The organism is Halanaerobium praevalens DSM 2228 (assembly GCF_000165465.1).
In the GTDB taxonomy this organism is placed as follows: domain Bacteria; phylum Bacillota; class Halanaerobiia; order Halanaerobiales; family Halanaerobiaceae; genus Halanaerobium; species Halanaerobium praevalens.
In genome coordinates this window covers 1,404,723-1,426,826 of sequence record NC_017455.1, presented here as the reverse complement: position 1 = coordinate 1,426,826, position 22,104 = coordinate 1,404,723, and the positions used below count along the sequence as shown (strand labels likewise).

Here is a 22,104-nt window from a genome sequence, read left to right as displayed (position 1 = left end):
TATTTTAATTATATAATTTTATTAATCCCTATTTATTGTGGCACTATTAATTAGTGTTAAACAGTAAATAGGGATTTTTAGTTTAGATTTAAAGGGTTATTTTAGTTAATCAAGAAATTTATAAATGAAAGAAAAATTAGTAAATAATAAAGTAAAAGTTGAATTTAAAGTTAAATTAAAATAGTAATTGGAGGAATGAAGATGGAAAAAAATAAAATTAAAGTTGAACAAAAAAATGATTGTTATAAAAATTGGGATGAGTTAATTAATTATGCTAATAGTGGTGGCCAAGGGACAGATAGATATAAAGAATCACTTGATTTTAATTATGATAATCAGAAAAATACTCTTGAAATAAGAATTGATATTTCAAATACAACTGTTAAAAATGAAATAACTACGGATCAAAAAGATAAACTTAGAAAAAATAGTGATTTTTCATATCGTGATATCGATGCTTATACTTTAAAATTATTAGCTTATGCAAAATTAAATAAATTGTATGATCAAAATTCTAGTTTAAATGTTAAATTTAATTTAAAAATAAATCAAAAAAAAGACCGAAAACATATAGAAAGCTTAAGGAGAAGACTTTCATATTTTAACAATTTTAATTTTGAAGAATTTTTTTTAGTAGTTAATAATGAAAGTTTAGAGTTAGATAGTAGATCAAAATTATTTGCTCCTGGAAAAGAAAAGCCAAAGCTTAAATTTTCAGTCAGTACTGAAAAAGTTAAGGAAAGCACTAGTGAAGAGGCAGGTCTAGAAAAACAGCTGCAAGATTTTATTGTTTTTGGAGATCAAAATAGAATTGAAAATGATCAGAGATTAAATAATGTAAAAAATAGACTCAAACTATTAGGAGAAGATTTTTGGTGTAGTAAAGATGTTGCAGAGCGATATTTAATAAAAGAATTTACTGTTTCAGATGATAATAATATTTTACCTGAGTATAAATTAGATTTATTAACAGTTAATGCTTCAGGTGCTAATAATAGTAGTAATAAACTTTCAATAATAGAATTGAAATGTGTAAAAGACTTAGCAATTTTATCTCAAGTTTTAGATTATGCTATTCATTTTCAAAAACATAAAAAAAATTATCAAGAAAATAATTTAAAAGATATAAAAAATAAGTATGAATATAATGATTTATATTCTGAATTAAAAGTTTCGAATAAATCAAAATTTATTGCTTACATAGCAGCTAATATTTTTCATCAAGATTTAGATAAAATAAAAGATTTTTATATTCCCCAAAATAAGGATAATATTGGTTTTGAAATCAAGCAAATTCATTTAGGCTATACAGAAAACTTGTTTTAATTTTAAAATTAAAAATTAACAAACTAAAGCCTTAATTTCTAACTATCTCTAATTATTGCAAGGCTGATTAAATCAGTACTTAACAGTAGTTAGGGATTTTTTTATCTAAACTTAATTTAAAGGTTTGTTTTAATTTATCAAGAATAAAATATATAGAGTGAAATTAAAAATTAAGCTATAATTTTTTTATATATAAAGGTTCATCTATGGAAGCAGGAATTATTTTTATGATATTACTTTTAATATTTTTAATAACAATGTTTATTCTAGAACCTATTCGGATAGATATAATTGCTCTTTCTATTCCAGTAATATTAATGCTGCCTATAGCTTTAGATGCTGCCAGGCAGTTGGGATTAAACCCTATGGCATTTGCTTTAGGGCCAGTTCAGCTTTTTTAACTCCAATGAGTTATCAGACGAATATGATGGTTTATGGACCAGGAGGTTATAAGTTCCAGGATTTTTTCTGGACCGGTTTACCTTTGCAGTTAATACTTTTGGTTGTGGTGCCTCTATTAATTAAGCTTTTTTGGGGATTATAATAATTGTAATTAATTTAATTTTATTTCTTTATCAATCGGAATATAATAGATTTAAAATATAATCGATAATTTATGGAGGGATAAATATGTCAAATAAAAGAAAAGAACTAGTTAAGGCAGTTTTTGTCGCTGATGCACTTTCATTCGGATCTCACTGGGTTTACAGCACAGATAAATTAAAAGAAGAATACAGTGGAATAATTGATGAATACAGAGATCCTATGTCTAAATTTCACGAAGGAAAAAAAGCAGGTGACCTATCTCATTATGGCGAACAGGCTTTTGTACTTTTGAAATCAATTTCTGAGAATCAGAGTTTTGATTTAAAGCAGTTCAGAAATGATTGGATTGAACATCTAGAAAATAATGAAATGTATCTGGATCATGCGATGAAAGATTCATTAGAAAAATTTAAAGAATCTGAGACTCTTATTGGAGCAGAAAATCATGAACTGGGAGGAATTGCTCGCAGTTTACCTATTTTTATAGAAGAAGAAATTTCAAAAAAAGAATTTTTAGATTTAGTTCATTTAACTCATAATGGAGAAGTTGTAGATCAAACAGCTAGTTTTGTTTTTAATCTTATACAGGAAGTGCTTGCAGGTGAAAATTATAGAAAAGCAATTGAAGATCAGAAAGAAATTAATCAATTTGTTGCAGATAATTTTAGAAAGATAGGTTCTAAAGCTAAGATTGTAGCTAATGCAGATGATCGTGGTCAAGGTTGTTCAATTGAACAGGGATTTCCAATTGTTTTAGATGTTCTCTGGAATGCAGATGATTTATTAGATGCTTTAACTTTAAATATTATGGCAGGAGGAGATACTTCTTCTCGAGCAATGGTAATAGCAGCTATCATAGCAGCAGATAATGGTTTAGATTCTTTGACTCCTAAATTGATTAGTGAGTTTAAGAAGGCAAAATTAGTTTCAGCTTTATTGACTAAAATATAAATAAATTGGTCCAAAAATTCAGCTGATTTTCTAAAATTATTATTATCTTAGATTTTTTATATTTAAGAACAAGGAAATATTAGTTTAATATAGAATGTATATAATAGAAGCATTTATAAAATATTATAATTATTATGATAAAATTATATAGTTAAATATAAAATATTCAAGGAGGCGATAGTTTGAAAGCATTTAAAGCATATGATATTAGAGGAATCTATAACGAAGATTTTAACAAAGAAGATGTTTACAAAATAGGATATTTTTTGCCAAAACTTCTGGCAGCAGATAAAATTTTAGTTGGTTATGATGATCGAGAATCCACACCAGAAGTATTTCAAGCTTTAGCAGATGGGATCACAGATCAAGGAGCAGATGTTTATAAGATTGGCTATGCAACAACTCCAATGGTCTATTATGGAACAGCTAAACATGGCTATAAAGCTTCAGTTATGATTACAGCTTCTCATAATCCACCTGAATATAATGGACTGAAAATTTCTCGGGAAAATGCTTTACCAGTTGGTTATGATTCTGGTTTAAAAGAATTAGAAGCAATGATTGAAAATCAAAGTATTGAACCTGTTGGTAAAAATAAAAAAGGGAATATTTTAGAACATGATTTAAAAAAAGAATATATAGAATTCCAGAAAAATTATTTACCTGATCTTTCAGATCTTGATCTTGCAATAGATGTTTCAAATGGAATGGTTGCAATCTTGACAGATGCAATCTTTGGAGAGCAGCCAGATTATCTTTATAATGAACTTGATGGAACTTTCCCTAACCATGAAGCTAATCCCTTAGAAGCCGAAAATAGAAAAGATTTAAAAAAGTTGTTATTAGAAAAAGGTTCTGACCTTGGTTTAATTTTTGATGGTGATGGTGATAGAGTTATGTTTTTAGATGAAAAAGGTAATTTTATTTCACCTGATTTAATTATTGCTCTCTTGGCTGAATATTATATTAACCAAGATAAGGGTAAAAATATTTTATATGATATTCGAACTTCTTGGTCTGTTAAAGAACATGTTGAAGAACTTGGTGGTAAGTGCCATATGTGGAAAGTAGGGCATGCTTATGCTAAACTTAAATTAAGAGAAATCAATGGCATATGTGGTGGTGAGCTTGCTGGTCACTATTATTATCAAGACTTTTTCTATTGTGATTCTGGGATGTTAACTGCCTTAATTGTCTTAAATGTTGTAGCTCGACTCAAAAAAGAAGGAAAAACTATTTCTGAATATATTAAGCAATTAGATAAATATGCAAGCTCTGGTGAGGTTAATTTTAAAATAGAAAATAAAGTTGAGGTTATGGAAAATTTAAAAGATCACTTTTCTGAAAAAGAAGAGCCTCTAAATTTTTATGATTTTGATGGTTATCGTTTAGAATATAAAGATTGGTGGTTTAATGTTAGGCCTTCTAATACAGAACCATATTTAAGATTAGTTGTTGAAGCCAAAACCCAAGAGCTTTTAGATCAAAAACTAAAAGAAATTAGAAAAGTTATGGATGTGGATTAAATACTATTTAACTTATAATAAATCTAAGCTATTTTTATGAGAAGGGAGCGGGTTCTATGGATATTCCTGTAAAAAGATGGTATGAAGCTGTCCAGAATCGATATTCTCAACAAAAATACATGGCTAAAGAAATTAAGGAATTCACTTTAAGGTCTCTAGGAAATAAGGTTGAAAAATTAAATAAGATTTATCCAGAAGTTAGAATAGAAATACTTCCAAATTCAATTAAAGAAATTTTACCAGCTTTAAAAGGTAAATATGGTAATTTTACTGAATCTCCTGCTTTTATTGCTTTTATTATTAATGATAAAGGAGAACATCGTTGGACTAAAATGGGGTATATAGGTGAAGCTGCTATTTTAGAAGCCACAGCTTTAGGTCTTGGGAGTTGTTGGATAGCAGGTCGTTATTTAAAAGGAAAATCAGATTTTAATATTGACTTAAAAAGAGGAGAACGTTTAGTTGCAGTTAGTCCTTTAGGCTATTCATCTGAAAGTTATAATTTAACTAGACATTTTATTTCAAAATTATTTCCGCATCGAGATCGTAAAAATGTAAAAGAACTTTGCCCTGATGGTTATGATCCGGATTGGCCAAGTTGGGTTAAAAATGCCATTAAAATTGCCAGTTATGCTCCCTCTAGATTAAATAGACAGCCCTGGAGATTTTATTACGGAGAAAATAAACTTCTACTTGATTCTGTAGGTGAACCTTCCTCTTATAAAAGATTAGAATGTGGAATTTCTCTTTTACATCTTGAAGTTGGGGCTTTAGATAGTGGAGCAGAAGGTAAAATAAAATTTGGAGGCTTAGGACTCGCTTCATTTATTAAAAATAGATAATAATAAATTTGGTAGAGATTACCTAGCTTGATTTAGGTAATCTCTTTTTTGTAATAAAAATCATTTGCTAGCAAAATTAGATAAAAAAGAAGAATTTAATTTTATTTTTAAGTGTTTAATAGGAGCTGATTAAATCAATGTTAGATAAAAAGGTTAAGTTAATTTATAATCCTGCAGCTGGAGATAAATCTTTTAATTCTTATTTGGATAAGTTTTTAAAACATTTTCAAGCAGCTGGTTTCAAAGTAGATATTTATCGAAGTATGGAAGCAGGAGATTTCAAATATGGTTTAAAAAATTTAGATTCAAGCTATGAAGCTTTAATTGTTGCTGGAGGAGATGGATCAGCTAGTGAAATGGTCGATTTAATGCAAAAAAGAAAAATTGACTTACCTTTAGGTATAATTCCAGCAGGTACAGCTAATGATTTTGCATCTTTTTTAGGTATGACTCAAGATATTGAACAAAGTATTAAAAGAATTTTAAATTGGAAAATAAAAGAAATTGATATAGGTAAAGTAAATGATAGGCATTTTTTAAATATTTGTGTAGGTGGTATAATTTCTCAAATAGCCCATGGAACAGAAACAGAAATGAAAAATCGTTTAGGTAAAGCAGCTTATTATTTACAAGGGCTAAAAGAAATTCCTAATATTAAATCAATGCAACTAAAAATTGAAACTTCTAAGCAGGTTATTGAAGGTGATTTTTTAGGTTTTTTTATTTTTAATAGCAAAGACGCAGGTGGTTTTAAAAACATTGCTAAACTAGCTTCCATTGATGATGGTTTATTTGATCTTTTAGCAGTTAAAACTGGTAATATTTTAAAACTAAGTTCTGCTGCTGCTGATTTATTTAATGGTAAAGAAATAAAAAATAAAAATTTAGTTTACCTTCAGGATGATTATTTTAAAATTACAATGAAAACTAATAAAGAACAGCATTGTGACCTTGATGGAGATAAGGGGCCAGCTTTTCCCTTAGAAATCAAATTAATTCCAACTGCTCAAAAAGTTTTTACAGGTTAATTTATTAATAAAATTAAGAAACAATTACTAAAATAAAATTTAGTTTAAGTATTAAAATTAGTTATAAAGAGGGAGATTAAAATTATTAAAAAAATATTATTTACTTTGTTATTAATAATTCTGGCTACAGCTTCACCAATTCAGGCCAAAACCGAACTGGAATTTTGGACAATTAATTTAAGTCCTAATTACGATAACTATTTTTTAGAGAAAATAGAAGAGTTTGAAGAAAAAAATCCTAATTTAAAAATTATTTGGCAGGATATTAATTTCTCCAGCATTAATCAAAAATTACGTTATCAAATTGCAGCTGGAAAAGCACCAGCACTAGTTAATCTTTCACCTCAACTGATGGCACCACTTTTAAAAGATGATCTTTTGAGACCAATTTCAGATTTCCAAAAAGATTATAATAAAAATTACTATCCTTTATTATGGGAAAATGGTTATTATCAAGGTAAATATTATGCTTTTCCTTGGTATTTAAGTTCTAAAGTAATGATTTTTAATCAAGAAATACTCAAAATTGCTGGTCTAAATAAAACTGACTTAACTCAAAATAAAGCTGCTTTATACAAAGCAGCAGAAAAAATAACAACTAAAACTGGAATTTATGCTCTAATGCCTCAAATAAAAATTGAACAAGAATTTATGGAAGCGGGAATTAATTTATTTGAAGATCCAGCTAAAAAACAAAAAGCAGCTTTTAATAATAAAAAAGCAGAAAGTATAATTAAAAGATATCAAGATTTAGTTCAGAAAAAAGTAATTCCAAAAGACAGTCTCACCGCAGGGTTTAATATTGCTTTAGAGCGTTATCAAAAAAATGAGCTTGCTATTTTATTTAGTCCACAGCAGTTTATAAAAGAAATTGAATCTGAATCTAAATATCTAAAAGATATAAGTCAAGCTGCTGTGATTCCAACAGCCGAAAAAGGTTTAGTTAATGCTGCTTTAATGAATTTAGTTTTACCAAAAAATAATCCTCATCCAAAAGAAGCTTTAAAATTTGCTGCTTTTATTAGTTCTCACAAATCACAGTCAGAATTTAGCCGAATTGCACCTGTATTAGCTTCAACAAAATCTACTGATTTAGATTCTAATTTAAAACAAGAAAAATTGTTAGATACTGCTAATAATCAAATAAGTTTAACTAAAAAAGTTCAAGTTATTTTAAAAAAACAATTATCTCGTAATCAAGATTTAACTTTAATTCATCCCAAAGCAGACAAATTATTAAAAGTAATGGAAACAGAATTCAGCCGAGCTTTTGCCAATAAAATATCTGCCAAAGAGGCTTTAAATCAAATGGAAAAAAAGTGGAACAAGATTTTAGAAGAGGAGACTTTAAATGATTAAAAAAATTATTATAATTAATTTACTAATTATTTTTTTATTAATTAATTTCACTTTAACTACAGCAGCTTATTATCAACCTCAAAACTATAGAGTTTCTCTTTTAGAACTTAGAGCAAGTGAAAGAGCTTTAAATGATTTAGAACAGAAGTTAGATCAGGCTAAAAAAGAATTTGATTTGATTGGAGTTGCTGATTCTGAAAATATTTTAAATAATTTAGATAATTTATATCAAAAACAAATTTTAGCATATGAAAATAATAATGATCTAGTAGTAACTAAATTAAGCACTAAAATTATAGATCGTTCACAAAAAATACAGTTAAAACTTGTGGAATCAAAACCTGTTCAATTAAGAGGAATTTGGTTAGACAGTGGTACATGGGCTAAAACTGGGGGAGCTGCTGGCTTAAAAGAACTTTTAGATTTAATGGAAGAGGCTAATTTCAATGTTATTTTTGCCGAAACATTTTATAAAGGTGTTTCCGCTATTCCAACTAATAAATTCTTTCAACAAGATTCAAGATTTAAAGATTGGGAAAAAGATCCCCTGCAAATTTTAATTAAAGAAGCTAAAAAAAGAGAAATTGAAGTTCATGCTTGGGTTTGGGTTTTCAATGAAAATACCAAGGGGAATTGGGGACCAATATTATTAGAAAATCCAAGTTGGGCAGCTAAAAATAAAAAAGGAGAAACCATTAGTTATCATAATTCAAGTTGGTTATCTCCTGCTAATAAAGAAGTAAAACAATTTTTGCAGACAAAATATGAATATTTAGTTAAAAATTATGATTTAGCTGGAATAAATTTAGATTATATTCGTTTTCCAGAAGAGTATAGAGGTAGTTTTGGCTATGATCAGCATACAGTTCAAAGGTTTGAAAAAGAATATAATTTAGATCCTTTTAAAATTGAGAATGGAGATTTTGAGTTTTCAATTTGGAATAAATATAGAGAAGATTTAATTACTGAAATGGTGGCAGAAACTGCTTTGAAATTAAAAAAGATTGATCCTCATTTATTAGTTTCTGCAGATGTGATACCAGGTACAGAAGAAGCACGTTATCGAGCTTTGCAAAATTGGTCTTTATGGCTTGAAAATGAATATTTAGATTTTGTTTTGCCGATGACTTATACTGAAAATCTATTTTCTGAACTTAATAATTGGATTAAATCAGATAGAAAAACAATTAATAGCCCTTTATATCCTGGAATTTCAGTTTTTAAATTAAATCAGGCCCAAATGCTTGAGCAGTTAAAAGAAGTTAATAAAATTAATCCAAATGGGAATTCCTTATTTGCAGCTGCTCACTTAACTAAAAATGATTATCAGACACTAGCAGCAGGAATTTATTCTAAAAAAGCTAGATTACCAAATAGAAATAAAAATAAATCTTATTTAGCAATGCAAAATTATATCTTAAAAAGATTGTCTTTAATTCAAAAAGCAGGAGAAATTGAAAATGAAAGCTTAATTAAAATAAGGGGATATTTAAATCAGCTAGTTAAGTCTGAAAATTTTAAAGTTAAATTTGAAACTTTTGCTGCAGAAAATGATTTGAAAATTAAAGCTAAAATATTTAGGATTTTAGCTGATGATTTTCGCTATTTAGAAGATCTAAAAAGAATATATTAATTAATCAAGATTAAATAATATAATAAAATAAAAGGAAGTGGAAAAATGTTTTATTCTAAATCTTATTTAATTACAATTATTGTTTTTTTTGCTATTGATATAGTTTGGTTAGAATTTTTAGCTAAAGATTTATATCAAGAACAATTAGGTTTTTTATTAAAAGATAATTTTAATGCAGTAGCTGCTTTTGCTTTTTATTTATTTTTTATTGCAGGTATGTTATTTTTTGTAATCAATAGGGCTGTAGAATTATCTAGTTGGCAATATGCTTTATTTGTTGGTGCCTTTTTTGGTTTTATTACTTATTCAACTTATGATATGACAAATTTAGCTACAGTTAAAGATTGGCCAGTTTTAATTACTGTTATTGATATAGTTTGGGGAAGCTTTTTATGTGGAATCACTTCTTTAGTTAGTTATCTGTTAATTAATTATTTTAAAATTTAACTTTGATATAACTTAATTTAAAGGCAAAACTTTGCTTAATCTTATTTAAAATCTAAAATTATTGTTTAAATTCATATTTTCTTCATAATCTACTCATATAATTAAATTAGAAATCAAGCAAAGACAAAATTATAGGAGTGATAAAAATGAAAAAAGTATTAACTAGTTTATTCGTAATTACTTTAATTGCAGCAGTTTTTACAGGTACAATTTTTGCTCATAATTCTCAAAGACAAATGAGAAATTATAATGAGAATCATCATTATAATTCAGAGACAAGGGATTATAATAGAATTGAGCTTAACCAGGAACAGCTTAATCAGATTGCTGATTTAAGAGATGATTTTTATAATCAGACTGAAAAGTTACAAGCTCAAATTAGAGATTTAAAATATGAGCTTAGAAACTTAGAATTTCGAGGGGCTAGTAATAGAGAAATTGATGAAATTGAAGATCAATTAGAAGAGCTTTTAGTAGAAATGGACAAAAAAAGAGCTGAACATCAACAAAAAATAGAATCAGTTTTAACAGATGAACAATTGGATCTATTAGCAGAAAATCGCTCTCAATATCAAGAAAATTATCAGAGAAGATTTAAAGATGATTATAATAGAAGCACTGATAATCGGATGTTTTTAGGTCATCATAATGGTTTTGGCCCAGATATGATGGGTATGATGGGCTGGGGATTCTCTGGAAATAGAAATGGAAATAGATATCATCAAGGTTATGGATCTGGTCCTGGTTGGTGTCATTAAGCAAAAAGGTTTTGTATTTTAAAATTTGAAATAAAAAATAATTTATAATAGAATATAAACAGTAGTTAAAAAGGACGGTTAAATCCGTCCTTTTTTGTTGTCAAAAAAACAATATTTTGAATTTAACAACTTTAATTCAAAAGCAGGAATAGTTATCATTTTAAAGAATAAATTAATTATAGCTAAAAAATTTACATAATTTAGAGGAGTGGAACTAAATGATTTGGAAAAAAGAATATGAAATTGGAGTTGAATTGGTTGATAAACAGCACCAAGAGCTATTTAAACGCTTAGGCAACTTTATACAAACTGTTAGAAGTGACCAAGAAAAATCAAAGAAAAAAGCAGAAATAGAAAAGACTTTAAATTTTATGGGCGAATATGTAGTTACTCATTTTGATGCTGAAGAGGCACTACAAAAAAAATATGATTATCCTGATTATGATGAACATCATAAAATTCATGAAGATTTTAAGGCAGAAGTAGCAGAATTTCAAGCTGAATATCAAGCAAATAAATATGATGATGATTTTGTAATGGAATTTAGTGGACGTTTATTAACTTGGTTAATTAATCATGTTGCTTCTACAGATCAAAGTATAGGAGATTATATAAATTCTATTGAGAAAAAAGAGGAGGAAAATAATTAATGGATGTTAAATACTTAAATCCAATAATTTCAGCTACTGATTCAGTTTTTAAAACAATGCTTTCACTTGAACCGAAAAAAGGAGAAATTTCAGTACAGGAAGATTTAGTAACTGATAAAGAAGCAAATGTAATTATTGGTATGACTGGAGATATTAAAGGATCAATTGTATACAGTTTTTCCCAAGCTATGGCTTTAAAAGTAGTTGAAGCTATGTCAGGTATGGAAATGAAAGAACTGGATAAATTTGTTACTTCTGCTATGGGAGAACTTGGTAATATAATTAGTGGCCAAGCAACCACTGGTTTAGCAGATCAAGATTTAAATTGTGATATTGCTCCTCCCCAAATAGTTACTGGTTCAAATATTAATATTTCATCTGAAGCAGATAAAGTATTAAAAGTTAATTTTGTAACAGATTTAGGAGAATTTGATGTTGGATTTTCAGTTAAATAAATAAAAAGGCTCCTGCGGGAGCTTTTTTATTTATAAGCAGGATATTTTTTTGGAATCTAGAATAATATATTAAGAGTACTAAATAAATAATGTTAATAGTTGGAGGCAGAAATTATGGAAGAAATTTATAATTATAATAAATATAAATTTTTAGAAAAACTTTATACCCCAATTGGAATTATACTTGCAGGTATTTTATTACAATTTTTTTATCCAGGAATTGGCTTTTATCAAAAGTTATTAATTTATCTAATTTATTTATCAGCTGTGCTTTTATTTGCTTTTGATACTTGGCCAATAATAATTAAGACTTATAAAGTTTGGAATAAAAAGATAATTTTAAAAAATAGAACTATTGTGGTTGCAGGTGATGATCATTTAGAAACTAAGGTTATAGCCAGAAAAGATATTGAGCGAATAATATTTCGTTCTTTAAGAGGAGAAGATATAGAAATACCTCATTTTAGAAAATTAGAAGATATTGATCAAGAATTATACCAATTAGCTGGCAGAAAAATTGTAATAAAATTTGAATCAGAAACAGTTGAAACTGAATTAATTATTTACCTTGAATTATTAGCTGATGATTTTTTAAAAGAATTTATTAAATGGTATCAAGCTGATATTGCTCTTGAATAATAAATAAAAATATAATTTAAAGAAGAGAGTGGTCAATGTGAATAAAGGAGAAGTAGAAGAAAAGCTAAATTTAATCACTGCTCAATTTTATAAAAAAATGGTGGGCAAAGGACCTAAAAGAGTCAGAACTACAATTATTGATGATTTAATTATTGTTCGGATTGAAAGATATGATAATATTATTTTTAATAATTTAAAGAGAAGTGAAGAAGGGATAGAACTATTAAAAATGATTAGAAAAAAGCTTTTTAATCTTTTTAAAAATGAAATTAAAGCTAAATATGAAAATTTAATTTCACAGGAGATTAAAGAAATTTATTATGATTCAGAAAAAGTAGCTTCAGAAATAGTTTTAACAATTACAATTAAAGAAAACATTTTATAAAATTGGAAGATAAAAAAACTATAAATAATTATAGTATTTTTTTGAACCATTTTATAGAATGAAAAATAAAATACTGATAGATTAATAAATTTATTTATTATGAGTCAGTAAACCTTTTTTTGAGGTTTACTGACTTTTTATTATTTAAAAATAAAAAAGGAGGAAGTTATTATGTTTAAGCTTAAAAGTGAAAATTCTAATAAGGGTTTAAGTCTTAATTACAAGATGATATTAATAATGCTATTAATTAGTTTGGTTCCTCTCTTAATATTTGCTTATTTAAATATTAATAATAGCAAAGAAGCTTTAGAAAATTCTACTTTTAATCAGTTAAATGCTATTAAAACTATTAAAGCAAATCAAATTGAATCATTTTTTGAAGAACGAAGAGCAGATATCAATGTTTTAGCTGCAACACCAATTGTTAATCAGGCTTTAAATGATTTTGAAAGTATTTATCAAAATCAAGGAATTAATAGTTCAAGCTATCAAACTTTGCTTAAAAAATATAATAAATATTTTAATAACTATACTTCTAAATATGATTATTACGATTTATTTTTAATTAATACTAAAGGCGATATTATTTATACTGCAGCACAAGAAAATGATTTAGGAGGGAATTTAGTTCAAGGAGAACTACAAGAGACTAATTTAGCCAATGCTTTTAGTCAGGGGCTAAGCCAAATTACAATAGCTGACTATAAATATTATCAGCCTTCTTCAGCTCCAGCTATTTTTATTTCAGCTCCTATCAGAAGAGATTCAGAAGTATTAGGAGTTGTAGCCTTACAAATTGCAGATACTGCTATAAATAATATTATGAATGAAGTTACTGGAATGGGAAAAACTGGAGAGACTTATCTCGTTGGTTCTGATCTCTTAATGAGATCAAACTCTAGATTCTCAGATGAAATTGATATTTTAAACAAAAAGGTCGATACAGAAACTGTTAAAAAAGCTTTTGCTGGTCAAAATGGTATAGAAAAAATTAAAGATTATCGTGGAACTAAGGTTTTGAGTTCTTATAGTAAATTAAAGCTTCAAGATTTAAACTGGTCTATTTTAGCAGAAATTAATCAAAATGAAGCCTTTGCTAAAATTAATTTAATGTTAAGAAATTTATATTTAGAATTATTAATTATTGCTTTACTTGTAACAATTATTGCTTATTTTGTGGCTAAAAAGATAACTAAGCCTGTTTTAAAAGCAGTAAAAATGGCCAAAGAAATAGCAAAAGGTAATTTGTCAATTACAAAATTAGAAGTTAAATCTAAAGATGAAATTGGTGAACTAGCTAATGCTTTAAATAAAATGTTAGAAAATTTAAAAGAAATAATTTTTAATATCATGAATATAGCTGAAAATTTGTCAGCAAATAGTGAAGAACTTAACGCCTCAGGTGGAGAAGTAGCTGTAGCTGCTCAACAAGTAGGTGAAGCAATTCAGCAAGTAGCATCAGGAGCAGAGGAACAATCTGCTCAAATTGAAGAAACAACAAACCAGATTAATTCTTTAATTGATGAAATAAAGAGTGTTTCTATGATGGCAAGTAAAATGAATAAACAGGCTGATAATGTAATGGAAAATATAGGAGAAGGAAATCAGTCAATTAAGGTAGCTGTTAATCAGGTTGAAAATGTTAAAGAAAATAGTCAAGAGGTCTCGACTACTATTAATCAGCTAGGCCACTTATCTAATAAAATAGGAGAAATAGTCGAGTTGATAAATAATATAGCTTCTCAAACAAATTTATTAGCTTTAAATGCTGCTATAGAAGCAGCTAGAGCCGGAGAGGCAGGACGAGGTTTTTCTGTAGTGGCAGATGAAATTAGACAGTTAGCAGAAGAGTCAGAAAAAGCTACTAATCAGATTAATGATTTAATTAAAGAAATTCAAAATGGAGTTGGAAATGCAGTTAATAGAATGGATAAAACAGAAGCAGCAGTAACAAATAGTGTCGAATCAATAGAAAATACGGGCTCTATATTTGAACAAATAAATAAGGCTGCTTTAAGTTTAAGAAAATTAATAAAAAGTGTTAATAAAAAATCAGCAGAAGAAACTAGAGATAGTAAAAATGTAGAAGCTACAATTCATGAAATAGCTTCAGTTAGTCAAGAAGCTGCAAGTAATGCAGAAGAAGTAGCAGCAGCTGGTCAAGAGCAAACTGCTTCAACTGAAGAAATAGTTAGTGCAGCTGAGGATTTAGCAAATATGGCAAATGACTTACAAGAATCGGTAAATAAGTTTAAGTTATAGAATTAATTATGAGCTTAAATCTTCTAAATCATAGAAAAAAGAAAGAATTTCAGCAATAACTGTATATAGTTCTTCTGGGATTTGCTCACCAATATTTAGCTCAGCTAAAACTTGAACAACATCCTTATCTTTTTTGATAGGGATGTTTTCTTCTTTAGCTTTTTTTATTATCATTTCTGCTATGCTACCTTTACCACTTGCAATTATCCTTGGTGCCTGATCATTTTTTTGATCATATTTTAAAGCTACAGTTTTTTTATTTTTTTGTTCTTTCATTTTAAGTCCTCATTTCTCTTTAGATTAATTATATTTTAATATCAATATGCCTATATTTTCCATTCTCATCTAAATTATTTAATTTAGGTAGAATTAAATCATTAAAAAAGTCTTGTTTTTTTTCTGCTAGATTATCAAAGTTTTTGATTTTTACATTTTGAATATTAAAACCTTTAGCTTGCAAAACAGATTGTAATTTAGAAAAATTATTTTTAATTAATTCAGCGGTATCTGAACTTTCAGTAAAAAAAGTAGTATTGATCTTATTTTTATTGATTTCAACATTTGTTTGAATCGGTCCAATCTTTTCGAATTCTAAAATAAAAGAAATATTATAACCTTTATTTTTATTATTTTTAGTTTCTGATTTTTCTTTTTCAGCTTCTATTTTCAAAAGTAAAGAAGAGAGTTTTTTATTTGGTAATTGAACTGGAATTTCAAGTGCTAACATAAGAGGGGTAGCTTGATTTTGCTGTTGTAAATTAATTAATTTTTGTCCAAGTAAGTTATCAGCGATTTTTTCTTCATTTTGGCCTTCAATTTGATTAAAAAGAGCCAAAACTTGATCTGAAATTTTTGCCTGAAGACTCAGTCTCTCTGCAATTTGACTTGTTTCAGCTGCTAAATTAATATTACTTTCATTTTGACTAAGTAGAGCTTGTTCAGATTTATTTAAATTGGTCAATATTTCTTCTTTATTATTTAAGTTAGCTACAACTTGATTAACATTTTGTTCAAATTTAGCTGTTATTTCTTTAATGAGATTTTCTGTTAAAGGAAGTTGATTATTTTCTAAAAAAGCAAAAGCCTTTAATAAAGCAGTTTTTTGACTGCCTTGTTCAATATTATTATTTGCTAAAAAATTATTTAAAATTTTAATTGTATTTTGGTCAAAGTTTTTCCCTAGACTATCTAAATTGTTGAGGATTATGTTTTTAGTTTCTTGATCTAAATTGTTAAATTTATTTAAAATCTGTTCATCTAATTTAAAATTTTGATTTAGGCTCTGATTTTCTTGTCCAGCCTGAGCTATATTTTGAACTGGCTGCTCATTTAAATTTTCTGAATTTAAATTATTAGAATTAAGGTTGGCAGTAGAAGCAGCAGCTTCTTGATTAACATTTTCTTGAGTATGCTGACTAAAATTATCAATATTTATTAAAGAATCTTTTAGTTCACTTAAATTTAAATTAGCAAGCAAATTATTTAATTGTTCTTGGTTAAGGGAATTTTGGGAACTCATAAAATTGTCTAAAGTTGAGCTTAAATTACCATTATTATTAAAAATTGATCTTAAAGCATCGACCATTTTTTCAGAAAACGGCAGACCATTACTTTCTAAAAAAGCAAAAGCTTTAATTACAGCCATTTTATCTTCTGCTGTTAAAGCAGGATTGTTTTCTAAATAACTAATTAAATTACTAACAGTTTTTTCATTCAAAGGCATTTCCATTTTAGCCCAGCTATCTAATAACATTTTTTGAGTATCATCTTCAAGTGAAGCTAAAAGGCGGAAAATTTCTGGTAAAAGTTCTGTGCTTTGACTTTTAGCTTGTTTTTCATCAGAACTAAGGTTATCAGTATTTAAAGCCTGCCTTAACATTCCAATATCTAATTTTCTAATTGGTGCTAATCCATTTAAGTCCATAAATTACACTCCCTACTCTTTAAAATAGAATCCTTACTTTCTCATTTCTATAAAATTGATTGAAATCCTTTAAAATCTAATATATTATTATATCAGAACTAAAATAATTAAATTTAAGAGAAATTAAGATAATTTTAATTAATAAATTAAAAAGATCTAAAGGAGGAAAAATATGGCTAATAAATGTGGTAGTTGTGGTTGTGGATCTCATTCTAATTGTAAAACTAAGCAATTAGATCAAACTGAATTAGAAGAAATAATTAAAAAAAGAAATAAAAATAGACGTAAATACAATATAAAATATAAAGTTAAATTAGCAGAAATGCAGTGTACAGCTGAAGAATTAATAGACAGAGTTAAAGCTTATACTGGAATTGTAGATGAAGTTGAGTTTACAGCAGATGAAGTTATAATAGCTTATGATGACCGGTTGATAACTCCAGCTGAAATTTCTGATTTAGTTGAATAAAAATAGAAAAGAGGGATAATTTTGTTAAGCCATGAGATTGACTATCAAATAATTGGCAATGATATGCAGGTTGTAGAGGTTGATTTAGATCCAGAAGAAACTGTAATTGCAGAAGCAGGTGCAATGAACTGGATGGATAATGGTATATCTTTTGAGGCAAAAATGGGAGATGGAACTGAGCTAAATAATTCTATTTTAGCCAAAGTTTTTGGAGCTGGAAAAAGAGCAATTACAGGTGAATCAGTATTTATGACTCATTTTACTAATACTGATTATGAAAAAAAGAAAATTGCTTTTGCTGCTCCTTATCCTGGTAATATTATAGCTTTAGATTTAGCAGAACTCGAAGCTAATCAATTTACTTGTCAAAAAGATGCTTTTTTATGTGCTGCTTTGGGAACAAAGGTAGATATTACTTTTAGTAAAAGATTTGGTAGTGGTTTATTTGGAGGAGAAGGTTTTATTCTTCAAAAAATTAGTGGTGATGGTAAAGCTTTTATTCATGCTGGTGGTACTGTTGTAAAAAAAGAGCTCAAAAATGAAAAGCTGAAAGTTGATACAGGTTGTTTAGTTGGCTTTACAGCTGGAATTGATTATAATATTGAAAAAGCAGGCAAGTTAAAATCAATGTTATTTGGGGGCGAAGGCTTGTTTTTAGCAACTTTAGCAGGCACTGGAACTGTTTATTTACAAAGTTTACCTTTTTCTCGTCTTGCAGATCGGATAATTAAAAGTGCTCCTCGCTTTGGTGGTAAGCAAAAAGGAGAAGGTTCCGTATTAGGTCAGCTTGGAAATATTTTTGATGGAGATGGTTTCTAATTAAATTGTAATCTTATTTACTTGCAATCACTCCCTTAATATTAGATAATGTAAACTAATACTTATAATTTAATTAGTAAAATTATAATAAAGTTAAGGGAGGTAATATTATGTTGACTTTAAAAGAAATTAAAAATAATCCTGATTTTCAGCATATGATTAAGGAAGCTAATCATTATCTTTCTGAAAAAGGTTATACCGAACATGGTTTTAGACATGTCAATTATGTTTCGGAAACTACAGAAAGAATTTTAAATGATTTAGGTTTTGATAAAAAAATAGTAGAGCTTGGAGCCATTACAGGCTATTTGCATGATATAGGTAATATGTTTAATCGTAAACACCATGGTATCTCAGGAGCTAATATAGTTTATACTGAATTAAGAAGAATGGAAGTTCCTTTAGCTGATATAACAAAGATTACTACAGCTATAGCTAATCATGATGTAGAAATTGGTCAACCAGTTAGTCCTATTACAGCAGCTTTAATACTTGCAGATAAAAGTGATGCTCACAGGACTAGAGTTGATAAAAAAGATTCTACTTTTATTCATGACAGAGTTAATTTAGCAATAATGGACTCAAAAATATTTGTAGATGCAGAAGAAGAAACTATAACTTTAAGTATTGATTATGATTCTTCTATTAGTCAGGTAATGGATTACTTTGAAATTTATTTATATAGGATGGAACTTTGTAAAGCTGCAGCTAAATATTTAGGTTGTCGTTTTAGACTCTTAATTAATGATCTTGAACTATTAGGACATGTGGATTATCAAGAAGAATAGAATTTAAAAATTAATGTTTTAATTAAGGAAGGTAATTATGTTTTTGAAATTATTAATGATTTTTATTATAGTTCCTCTGCTTGAGTTATATTTTTTATTAGAAATAAGTCAGTATATAGGAGTTTTTACAACTGTGCTGATTATCATATGTACTGGAGCAGCTGGAATAAGTATTGCCAAAAGACAAGGCTACCAAGTAGTTAATAATATTCGTTCTAGTCTAAACTCTGGAAAAATGCCAACAGATGATTTAATTAGTGCTTTATTAATTTTAGTTGGGGGAGTAACTTTATTAACTCCTGGTTTTTTAACTGATATTTCTGGTTTTTTATTAATTTTACCAGGTTCAAGAGATTTAATTGCAAGTTTAGTTAAAAAATACTTTTTTAAATATGTCAAAGAAAATAAAGTTAAAGTTCATTATGGTGGCCAATTTAAGCAAAGTCAAAATGAAACTCAAAAGACTAATCTGGAAAATGAAGATTTTATTGATGTAGAAGCAGAAGAAATAAAAGAAGATAAAACAGATTATAACTTTAAATCTTAAATTAAATAAAAAAGAGGAGTCTATTTTTACTGACTCCTCTTTTAATATTTATTATTATAATTTAAGCATTTTGATAAAGTAAGCGATGTCTCAAATTAAAAACTTGAGCAAATGAATAATTCTCTTTTAGCTGTAATTCATAAATTAACTTATTTGTCATTAAAATACAAACTCTAAAAGCTGAATTAAGATCATTTTCAAAACTATATTCTCTTTTTAAAAAAGAGCTGTGTTCTTTTTCAATAATAGTTTTTAAATCATTTTTATAAACAAAGCTTTCTTCTATTTCTTTTTTAAAAAAATCTGGGTGTAAACTTTGAGCATGTTGATTTAATTTCCATTCATGAAAAATATGAACAGTCTTTTCCCAAATGCTACCTGGGTTAAGCTCTGGATCATTATGAGCCCTACAAAAATAATCAGCAGTGTAATGGAATAATTCTCCTAATTTAACTGCGAATTTGTAAGGTCTTTGATCTGGATTCATTGCTTGTAATTGCTCATATTGTTTATAAAAATTTTCCATTGTCTCATCTTTAAAATGATTAATATTTCCTTCTATAAAATCAGGTTTCATACTTCCCCAAGCCAAAGCCATTTTAGAAAGCCAAATGTCATTTTTAGCAAAATGATTGTGAATTTTATAAGCTAATAATTTATGGGTTCTAGTATCCAGTTTTATACCTCCTGAGAATTTGTGCGATTAACTCTTTCAATATTTTAATATTACCACATAGCTTTTAGTTTATCAAATATAATTTGTTTAAAAGTCTAAAATTAGTTGAAGTTGATTCTAATTAGACATTCTGATAATATTTAAGTGACTTGAAAATTTAAAATTAATTTTTATATATTATTAAAGGAGAAGTGATAATTAATGAAAGCAAAAAAATTAACAGGTGAAAAAGCTACAGATTATATTAAAGATGGAATGATTATTGGTTTGGGAACTGGTTCAACTGCCTATTATGCTATTAAAAAAGTTGGAGAAATGGTTAGAAATGGCTTGAAAATTAAAGCTGTTCCTACTTCTAAAGAAACAGCAGATTTAGCTCTTAGTGAAGGAATTGAGCTAATTGATTTAGCTGAAGCAAAATCACTTGACTTAACTATTGATGGAGCAGATGAGGTCGATCCAGATTTTAATCTAATTAAAGGTGGTGGTGGAGCATTATTAAGAGAAAAAATAGTAGCTTCTGCTACTGATAAGCTAATTATTGTTGTGGATGAGTCTAAATTAGTTGATAATTTAGGAAGTACTTTTAAATTACCAATTGAAGTGACACCTTTTAGTTGGAAATATACTCAACAAATGATAGAAAAATTTAGTTGTGATTCTGAGATTAGAAAAGAAGCTGGAGAAATTTATAAAACGGATAATGGTAATTATATTTTGGATTGTGATTTTGGTAAAATTGAAGATCCAATTAAAATTACTACTGAATTAAATAAACTGCCTGGAGTAGTTGAAAATGGAATTTTTGCTGAAATGGCAGAAATTGTTATTGTAGGCTATAATGATGGTCATGTGGAAGTTTTAGAAAAATAACTTAAGTAAAAATAAATATTTATAAATTAGATATATTTTAAGGGAGCTGAATCAAATTTAGCTCCCTTAAATAGTTTAGTTAGCAAGTTTAGAAATATTAGCTAAATCTTTTTTGGGAATTATTTTTTCCATAAAAATACTACTAATAATAACTAAAGGTATAGAAACAAACCATCTAATTGCTGTAAAAGAGACACCTACATAGCTTGCTTCAAAAAGTGTCATTGGGATTCTACAAATAGCTGCAGTTCCAATATAGCTAAATATAATTCTAGGACTTGCTCCTTTTTTATATAAAGCAGAAGCAACTGGAAAAGCAACATATAAGCCACCAACTGTTGTACTTGCAAAAACTATAACCCAAAAATAGGCTAAAAAACCTGAGTTTTCTCCTAAATGCTTTTCAATTAATTTTTTATCAACCCAGACATCAAAAAGACCAATTAAAATAAAAACAGCTGGTACAAACTTTATCATTGTCAAAAAGAAAGAATAAAAATTATCAAAAACACCATAGGCTATATTTAAATCCAAGCTAAATCCAATAATTATTAAAATGCTAAATATTATAAATAACCAGTAATCTTTTAAATTTGTTTTCATTAGATAAACAGCTCCCCGTAAAAAAGACCAATCAAAATAGAAACTATAAGGGCTATAATTAAAGAAATAACGTTTCTTATAATGGTAATCTTTAAGCCAAAGAAATCTTTTTCAACTGGATATGTTACTATACCAACCATCATTAGAGTAGTAGTAAATGCTGCTATGACTGTATAGCTTATCCCTTTTTCTAACAAGATTCCAGCAAGAGGAAAGGCAACAAAGCCAGGCATAAAAGCAATTGAACCTAGACCTCCAGCAAGTGCTACACCTGCTAGTCCACTTCCATCACCTAAAAATTTTAAAATTAGTTCATCAGAAACAAAATATAGTGATAATGCTACTAAAATTATCATATTTAAAAAGACAGGAGAGTTTTTTCTTATTTTTTTAAAACCAATTTTTAAACCCTTAATTGTCTTTTGCTTATCAATTAAAAATAAGATAATAGTTAATAAAATTGTAAAATAATAAATCATATTTTTTTGTTTTTAATTTTAATTAAAAACAAATTCCTCCTTTCAAAATTTAATTTAGTTTTTATATTTTAAGAGCTATCTATATGATAAATAATTTAAAGCCGCTCTTTAAAGAGCGG

At 27.4% G+C, this 22,104-nt stretch carries 25 protein-coding genes; 20 read left to right on the top strand and 5 right to left on the bottom strand.

Features of this window, described 5'->3' with window-relative positions:
- The first annotated feature begins 201 nt into the window (after positions 1 to 201).
- The 15 genes from HPRAE_RS06615 (at position 202) to HPRAE_RS06545 (ending at position 14,807) form a co-directional block, all read left to right on the top strand.
- Positions 202 to 1,326 (top strand): hypothetical protein, encoded by a 1,125-nt coding sequence (locus tag HPRAE_RS06615; protein WP_014553452.1) that lies wholly within the window; start codon positions 202 to 204, stop codon positions 1,324 to 1,326.
- 206 nt (positions 1,327 to 1,532) lie between these two features.
- The gene (locus HPRAE_RS11180; RefSeq protein WP_041606974.1) at positions 1,533 to 1,727 is read left to right on the top strand and encodes a hypothetical protein; all 195 of its coding nucleotides are present in this window, start codon (positions 1,533 to 1,535) and stop codon (positions 1,725 to 1,727) included.
- A gap of 229 nt (positions 1,728 to 1,956) precedes the next feature.
- The gene (locus HPRAE_RS06605; RefSeq protein WP_014553451.1) at positions 1,957 to 2,823 is read left to right on the top strand and encodes an ADP-ribosylglycohydrolase family protein; all 867 of its coding nucleotides are present in this window, start codon (positions 1,957 to 1,959) and stop codon (positions 2,821 to 2,823) included.
- Between the two features lie 182 nt (positions 2,824 to 3,005).
- Positions 3,006 to 4,349, top strand: a complete 1,344-nt coding sequence (locus HPRAE_RS06600) for a phosphomannomutase/phosphoglucomutase (RefSeq protein WP_014553450.1) — start codon at positions 3,006 to 3,008, stop codon at positions 4,347 to 4,349.
- A gap of 56 nt (positions 4,350 to 4,405) precedes the next feature.
- Complete coding sequence (locus HPRAE_RS06595) at positions 4,406 to 5,191, top strand: nitroreductase family protein (RefSeq protein WP_014553449.1); 786 nt, start codon at positions 4,406 to 4,408, stop codon at positions 5,189 to 5,191.
- 137 nt (positions 5,192 to 5,328) lie between these two features.
- Positions 5,329 to 6,219: a YegS/Rv2252/BmrU family lipid kinase gene (locus HPRAE_RS06590; protein ID WP_014553448.1), complete on the top strand. Its 891-nt coding sequence runs from the start codon at positions 5,329 to 5,331 to the stop codon at positions 6,217 to 6,219.
- Between the two features lie 105 nt (positions 6,220 to 6,324).
- Positions 6,325 to 7,578 carry an ABC transporter substrate-binding protein gene (locus HPRAE_RS06585; RefSeq protein WP_014553447.1) on the top strand — a complete coding sequence of 418 codons (1,254 nt, stop codon included), beginning with the start codon at positions 6,325 to 6,327 and terminating at the stop codon, positions 7,576 to 7,578.
- Positions 7,571 to 9,211, top strand: a complete 1,641-nt coding sequence (locus tag HPRAE_RS06580) for a glycoside hydrolase family 10-like protein (protein WP_014553446.1) — start codon at positions 7,571 to 7,573, stop codon at positions 9,209 to 9,211. The genes HPRAE_RS06585 and HPRAE_RS06580 overlap by 8 nt, the downstream gene beginning before the upstream one ends.
- A 45-nt stretch (positions 9,212 to 9,256) precedes the next feature.
- Positions 9,257 to 9,658, top strand: coding sequence for a DUF2177 family protein (locus HPRAE_RS06575; RefSeq protein ID WP_014553445.1), 402 nt, complete (start codon positions 9,257 to 9,259; stop codon positions 9,656 to 9,658).
- A 146-nt stretch (positions 9,659 to 9,804) separates the two neighbouring features.
- On the top strand, positions 9,805 to 10,416 hold the full coding sequence (locus HPRAE_RS06570) for a Spy/CpxP family protein refolding chaperone (RefSeq protein WP_014553444.1): 612 nt from the start codon (positions 9,805 to 9,807) through the stop codon (positions 10,414 to 10,416).
- A 218-nt stretch (positions 10,417 to 10,634) separates the two neighbouring features.
- Entirely contained in the window at positions 10,635 to 11,066 is a 432-nt protein-coding gene (locus HPRAE_RS06565) for a bacteriohemerythrin (RefSeq protein WP_014553443.1), read from the top strand.
- Positions 11,066 to 11,521: a chemotaxis protein CheX gene (locus HPRAE_RS06560; protein WP_014553442.1), complete on the top strand. Its 456-nt coding sequence runs from the start codon at positions 11,066 to 11,068 to the stop codon at positions 11,519 to 11,521. The genes HPRAE_RS06565 and HPRAE_RS06560 overlap by 1 nt, the downstream gene beginning before the upstream one ends.
- Before the next feature lie 114 nt (positions 11,522 to 11,635).
- Entirely contained in the window at positions 11,636 to 12,160 is a 525-nt protein-coding gene (locus tag HPRAE_RS06555; RefSeq protein ID WP_014553441.1) for a hypothetical protein, read from the top strand.
- A 37-nt stretch (positions 12,161 to 12,197) separates the two neighbouring features.
- On the top strand, positions 12,198 to 12,545 hold the full coding sequence (locus HPRAE_RS06550; RefSeq protein ID WP_014553440.1) for a Na-translocating system protein MpsC family protein: 348 nt from the start codon (positions 12,198 to 12,200) through the stop codon (positions 12,543 to 12,545).
- A gap of 171 nt (positions 12,546 to 12,716) precedes the next feature.
- Positions 12,717 to 14,807, top strand: coding sequence for a methyl-accepting chemotaxis protein (locus tag HPRAE_RS06545; protein WP_014553439.1), 2,091 nt, complete (start codon positions 12,717 to 12,719; stop codon positions 14,805 to 14,807).
- A 6-nt stretch (positions 14,808 to 14,813) separates the two neighbouring features.
- Here the strand turns inward: HPRAE_RS06545 and HPRAE_RS06540 are convergent, their stop codons facing one another.
- Complete coding sequence (locus tag HPRAE_RS06540) at positions 14,814 to 15,083, bottom strand: EscU/YscU/HrcU family type III secretion system export apparatus switch protein (RefSeq protein WP_014553438.1); 270 nt, start codon at positions 15,081 to 15,083, stop codon at positions 14,814 to 14,816.
- Positions 15,084 to 15,111: 28 nt separating this feature from the next.
- A complete protein-coding gene (gene fliK / locus HPRAE_RS06535; protein WP_014553437.1) occupies positions 15,112 to 16,731 on the bottom strand; it encodes a flagellar hook-length control protein FliK in 1,620 nt (539 codons plus the stop codon).
- 172 nt (positions 16,732 to 16,903) lie between these two features.
- On the opposite strand from fliK, the gene HPRAE_RS06530 reads away from it, so the two are divergent.
- The 4 genes from HPRAE_RS06530 to HPRAE_RS06515 all read left to right on the top strand — a co-directional run bounded on the left by HPRAE_RS06530 (position 16,904) and on the right by HPRAE_RS06515 (position 19,354).
- Positions 16,904 to 17,200, top strand: coding sequence for a hypothetical protein (locus HPRAE_RS06530; RefSeq protein ID WP_014553436.1), 297 nt, complete (start codon positions 16,904 to 16,906; stop codon positions 17,198 to 17,200).
- Between the two features lie 21 nt (positions 17,201 to 17,221).
- Entirely contained in the window at positions 17,222 to 18,019 is a 798-nt protein-coding gene (locus HPRAE_RS06525; protein ID WP_014553435.1) for a TIGR00266 family protein, read from the top strand.
- 110 nt (positions 18,020 to 18,129) lie between these two features.
- Complete coding sequence (locus tag HPRAE_RS06520) at positions 18,130 to 18,807, top strand: HDIG domain-containing metalloprotein (RefSeq protein ID WP_014553434.1); 678 nt, start codon at positions 18,130 to 18,132, stop codon at positions 18,805 to 18,807.
- Positions 18,808 to 18,844: 37 nt separating this feature from the next.
- A complete protein-coding gene (locus HPRAE_RS06515) occupies positions 18,845 to 19,354 on the top strand; it encodes an FxsA family protein (protein ID WP_014553433.1) in 510 nt (169 codons plus the stop codon).
- A gap of 61 nt (positions 19,355 to 19,415) precedes the next feature.
- Here the strand turns inward: HPRAE_RS06515 and HPRAE_RS06510 are convergent, their stop codons facing one another.
- Entirely contained in the window at positions 19,416 to 20,030 is a 615-nt protein-coding gene (locus tag HPRAE_RS06510; RefSeq protein ID WP_041606969.1) for a zinc dependent phospholipase C family protein, read from the bottom strand.
- A gap of 201 nt (positions 20,031 to 20,231) precedes the next feature.
- On the opposite strand from HPRAE_RS06510, the gene rpiA reads away from it, so the two are divergent.
- The gene (gene rpiA, locus HPRAE_RS06505) at positions 20,232 to 20,903 is read left to right on the top strand and encodes a ribose-5-phosphate isomerase RpiA (protein WP_014553431.1); all 672 of its coding nucleotides are present in this window, start codon (positions 20,232 to 20,234) and stop codon (positions 20,901 to 20,903) included.
- Positions 20,904 to 20,978: 75 nt separating this feature from the next.
- On the opposite strand, the gene HPRAE_RS06500 is transcribed toward rpiA, so the two are convergent.
- Together HPRAE_RS06500 and HPRAE_RS06495 are read right to left on the bottom strand one after the other, a co-directional pair.
- The gene (locus HPRAE_RS06500; protein WP_014553430.1) at positions 20,979 to 21,506 is read right to left on the bottom strand and encodes a permease; all 528 of its coding nucleotides are present in this window, start codon (positions 21,504 to 21,506) and stop codon (positions 20,979 to 20,981) included.
- The gene (locus tag HPRAE_RS06495; RefSeq protein WP_014553429.1) at positions 21,506 to 21,985 is read right to left on the bottom strand and encodes an SLC5/6 family protein; all 480 of its coding nucleotides are present in this window, start codon (positions 21,983 to 21,985) and stop codon (positions 21,506 to 21,508) included. The genes HPRAE_RS06500 and HPRAE_RS06495 overlap by 1 nt, the downstream gene beginning before the upstream one ends.
- Between the last annotated feature and the right edge of the window lie 119 nt (positions 21,986 to 22,104).

What these genes read in the sequence shown, in the direction of transcription:
- HPRAE_RS06615 (WP_014553452.1), top strand. Translation starts at nt 202, where the DNA reads ATGGAAAAAAATAAAATTAAAGTTGAACAAAAAAATGATTGTTATAAA.
- HPRAE_RS11180 (WP_041606974.1), top strand. Translation starts at nt 1,533, where the DNA reads ATGGAAGCAGGAATTATTTTTATGATATTACTTTTAATATTTTTAATA.
- HPRAE_RS06605 (WP_014553451.1), top strand. Translation starts at nt 1,957, where the DNA reads ATGTCAAATAAAAGAAAAGAACTAGTTAAGGCAGTTTTTGTCGCTGAT.
- HPRAE_RS06595 (WP_014553449.1), top strand. Translation starts at nt 4,406, where the DNA reads ATGGATATTCCTGTAAAAAGATGGTATGAAGCTGTCCAGAATCGATAT.
- HPRAE_RS06590 (WP_014553448.1), top strand. Translation starts at nt 5,329, where the DNA reads ATGTTAGATAAAAAGGTTAAGTTAATTTATAATCCTGCAGCTGGAGAT.
- HPRAE_RS06580 (WP_014553446.1), top strand. Translation starts at nt 7,571, where the DNA reads ATGATTAAAAAAATTATTATAATTAATTTACTAATTATTTTTTTATTA.
- HPRAE_RS06575 (WP_014553445.1), top strand. Translation starts at nt 9,257, where the DNA reads ATGTTTTATTCTAAATCTTATTTAATTACAATTATTGTTTTTTTTGCT.
- HPRAE_RS06570 (WP_014553444.1), top strand. Translation starts at nt 9,805, where the DNA reads ATGAAAAAAGTATTAACTAGTTTATTCGTAATTACTTTAATTGCAGCA.
- HPRAE_RS06565 (WP_014553443.1), top strand. Translation starts at nt 10,635, where the DNA reads ATGATTTGGAAAAAAGAATATGAAATTGGAGTTGAATTGGTTGATAAA.
- HPRAE_RS06560 (WP_014553442.1), top strand. Translation starts at nt 11,066, where the DNA reads ATGGATGTTAAATACTTAAATCCAATAATTTCAGCTACTGATTCAGTT.
- HPRAE_RS06555 (WP_014553441.1), top strand. Translation starts at nt 11,636, where the DNA reads ATGGAAGAAATTTATAATTATAATAAATATAAATTTTTAGAAAAACTT.
- HPRAE_RS06545 (WP_014553439.1), top strand. Translation starts at nt 12,717, where the DNA reads ATGTTTAAGCTTAAAAGTGAAAATTCTAATAAGGGTTTAAGTCTTAAT.
- HPRAE_RS06540 (WP_014553438.1), bottom strand. Translation starts at nt 15,083, where the DNA reads ATGAAAGAACAAAAAAATAAAAAAACTGTAGCTTTAAAATATGATCAA.
- fliK (WP_014553437.1), bottom strand. Translation starts at nt 16,731, where the DNA reads ATGGACTTAAATGGATTAGCACCAATTAGAAAATTAGATATTGGAATG.
- HPRAE_RS06530 (WP_014553436.1), top strand. Translation starts at nt 16,904, where the DNA reads ATGGCTAATAAATGTGGTAGTTGTGGTTGTGGATCTCATTCTAATTGT.
- HPRAE_RS06520 (WP_014553434.1), top strand. Translation starts at nt 18,130, where the DNA reads ATGTTGACTTTAAAAGAAATTAAAAATAATCCTGATTTTCAGCATATG.
- HPRAE_RS06515 (WP_014553433.1), top strand. Translation starts at nt 18,845, where the DNA reads ATGTTTTTGAAATTATTAATGATTTTTATTATAGTTCCTCTGCTTGAG.
- rpiA (WP_014553431.1), top strand. Translation starts at nt 20,232, where the DNA reads ATGAAAGCAAAAAAATTAACAGGTGAAAAAGCTACAGATTATATTAAA.
- HPRAE_RS06500 (WP_014553430.1), bottom strand. Translation starts at nt 21,506, where the DNA reads ATGAAAACAAATTTAAAAGATTACTGGTTATTTATAATATTTAGCATT.
- HPRAE_RS06495 (WP_014553429.1), bottom strand. Translation starts at nt 21,985, where the DNA reads ATGATTTATTATTTTACAATTTTATTAACTATTATCTTATTTTTAATT.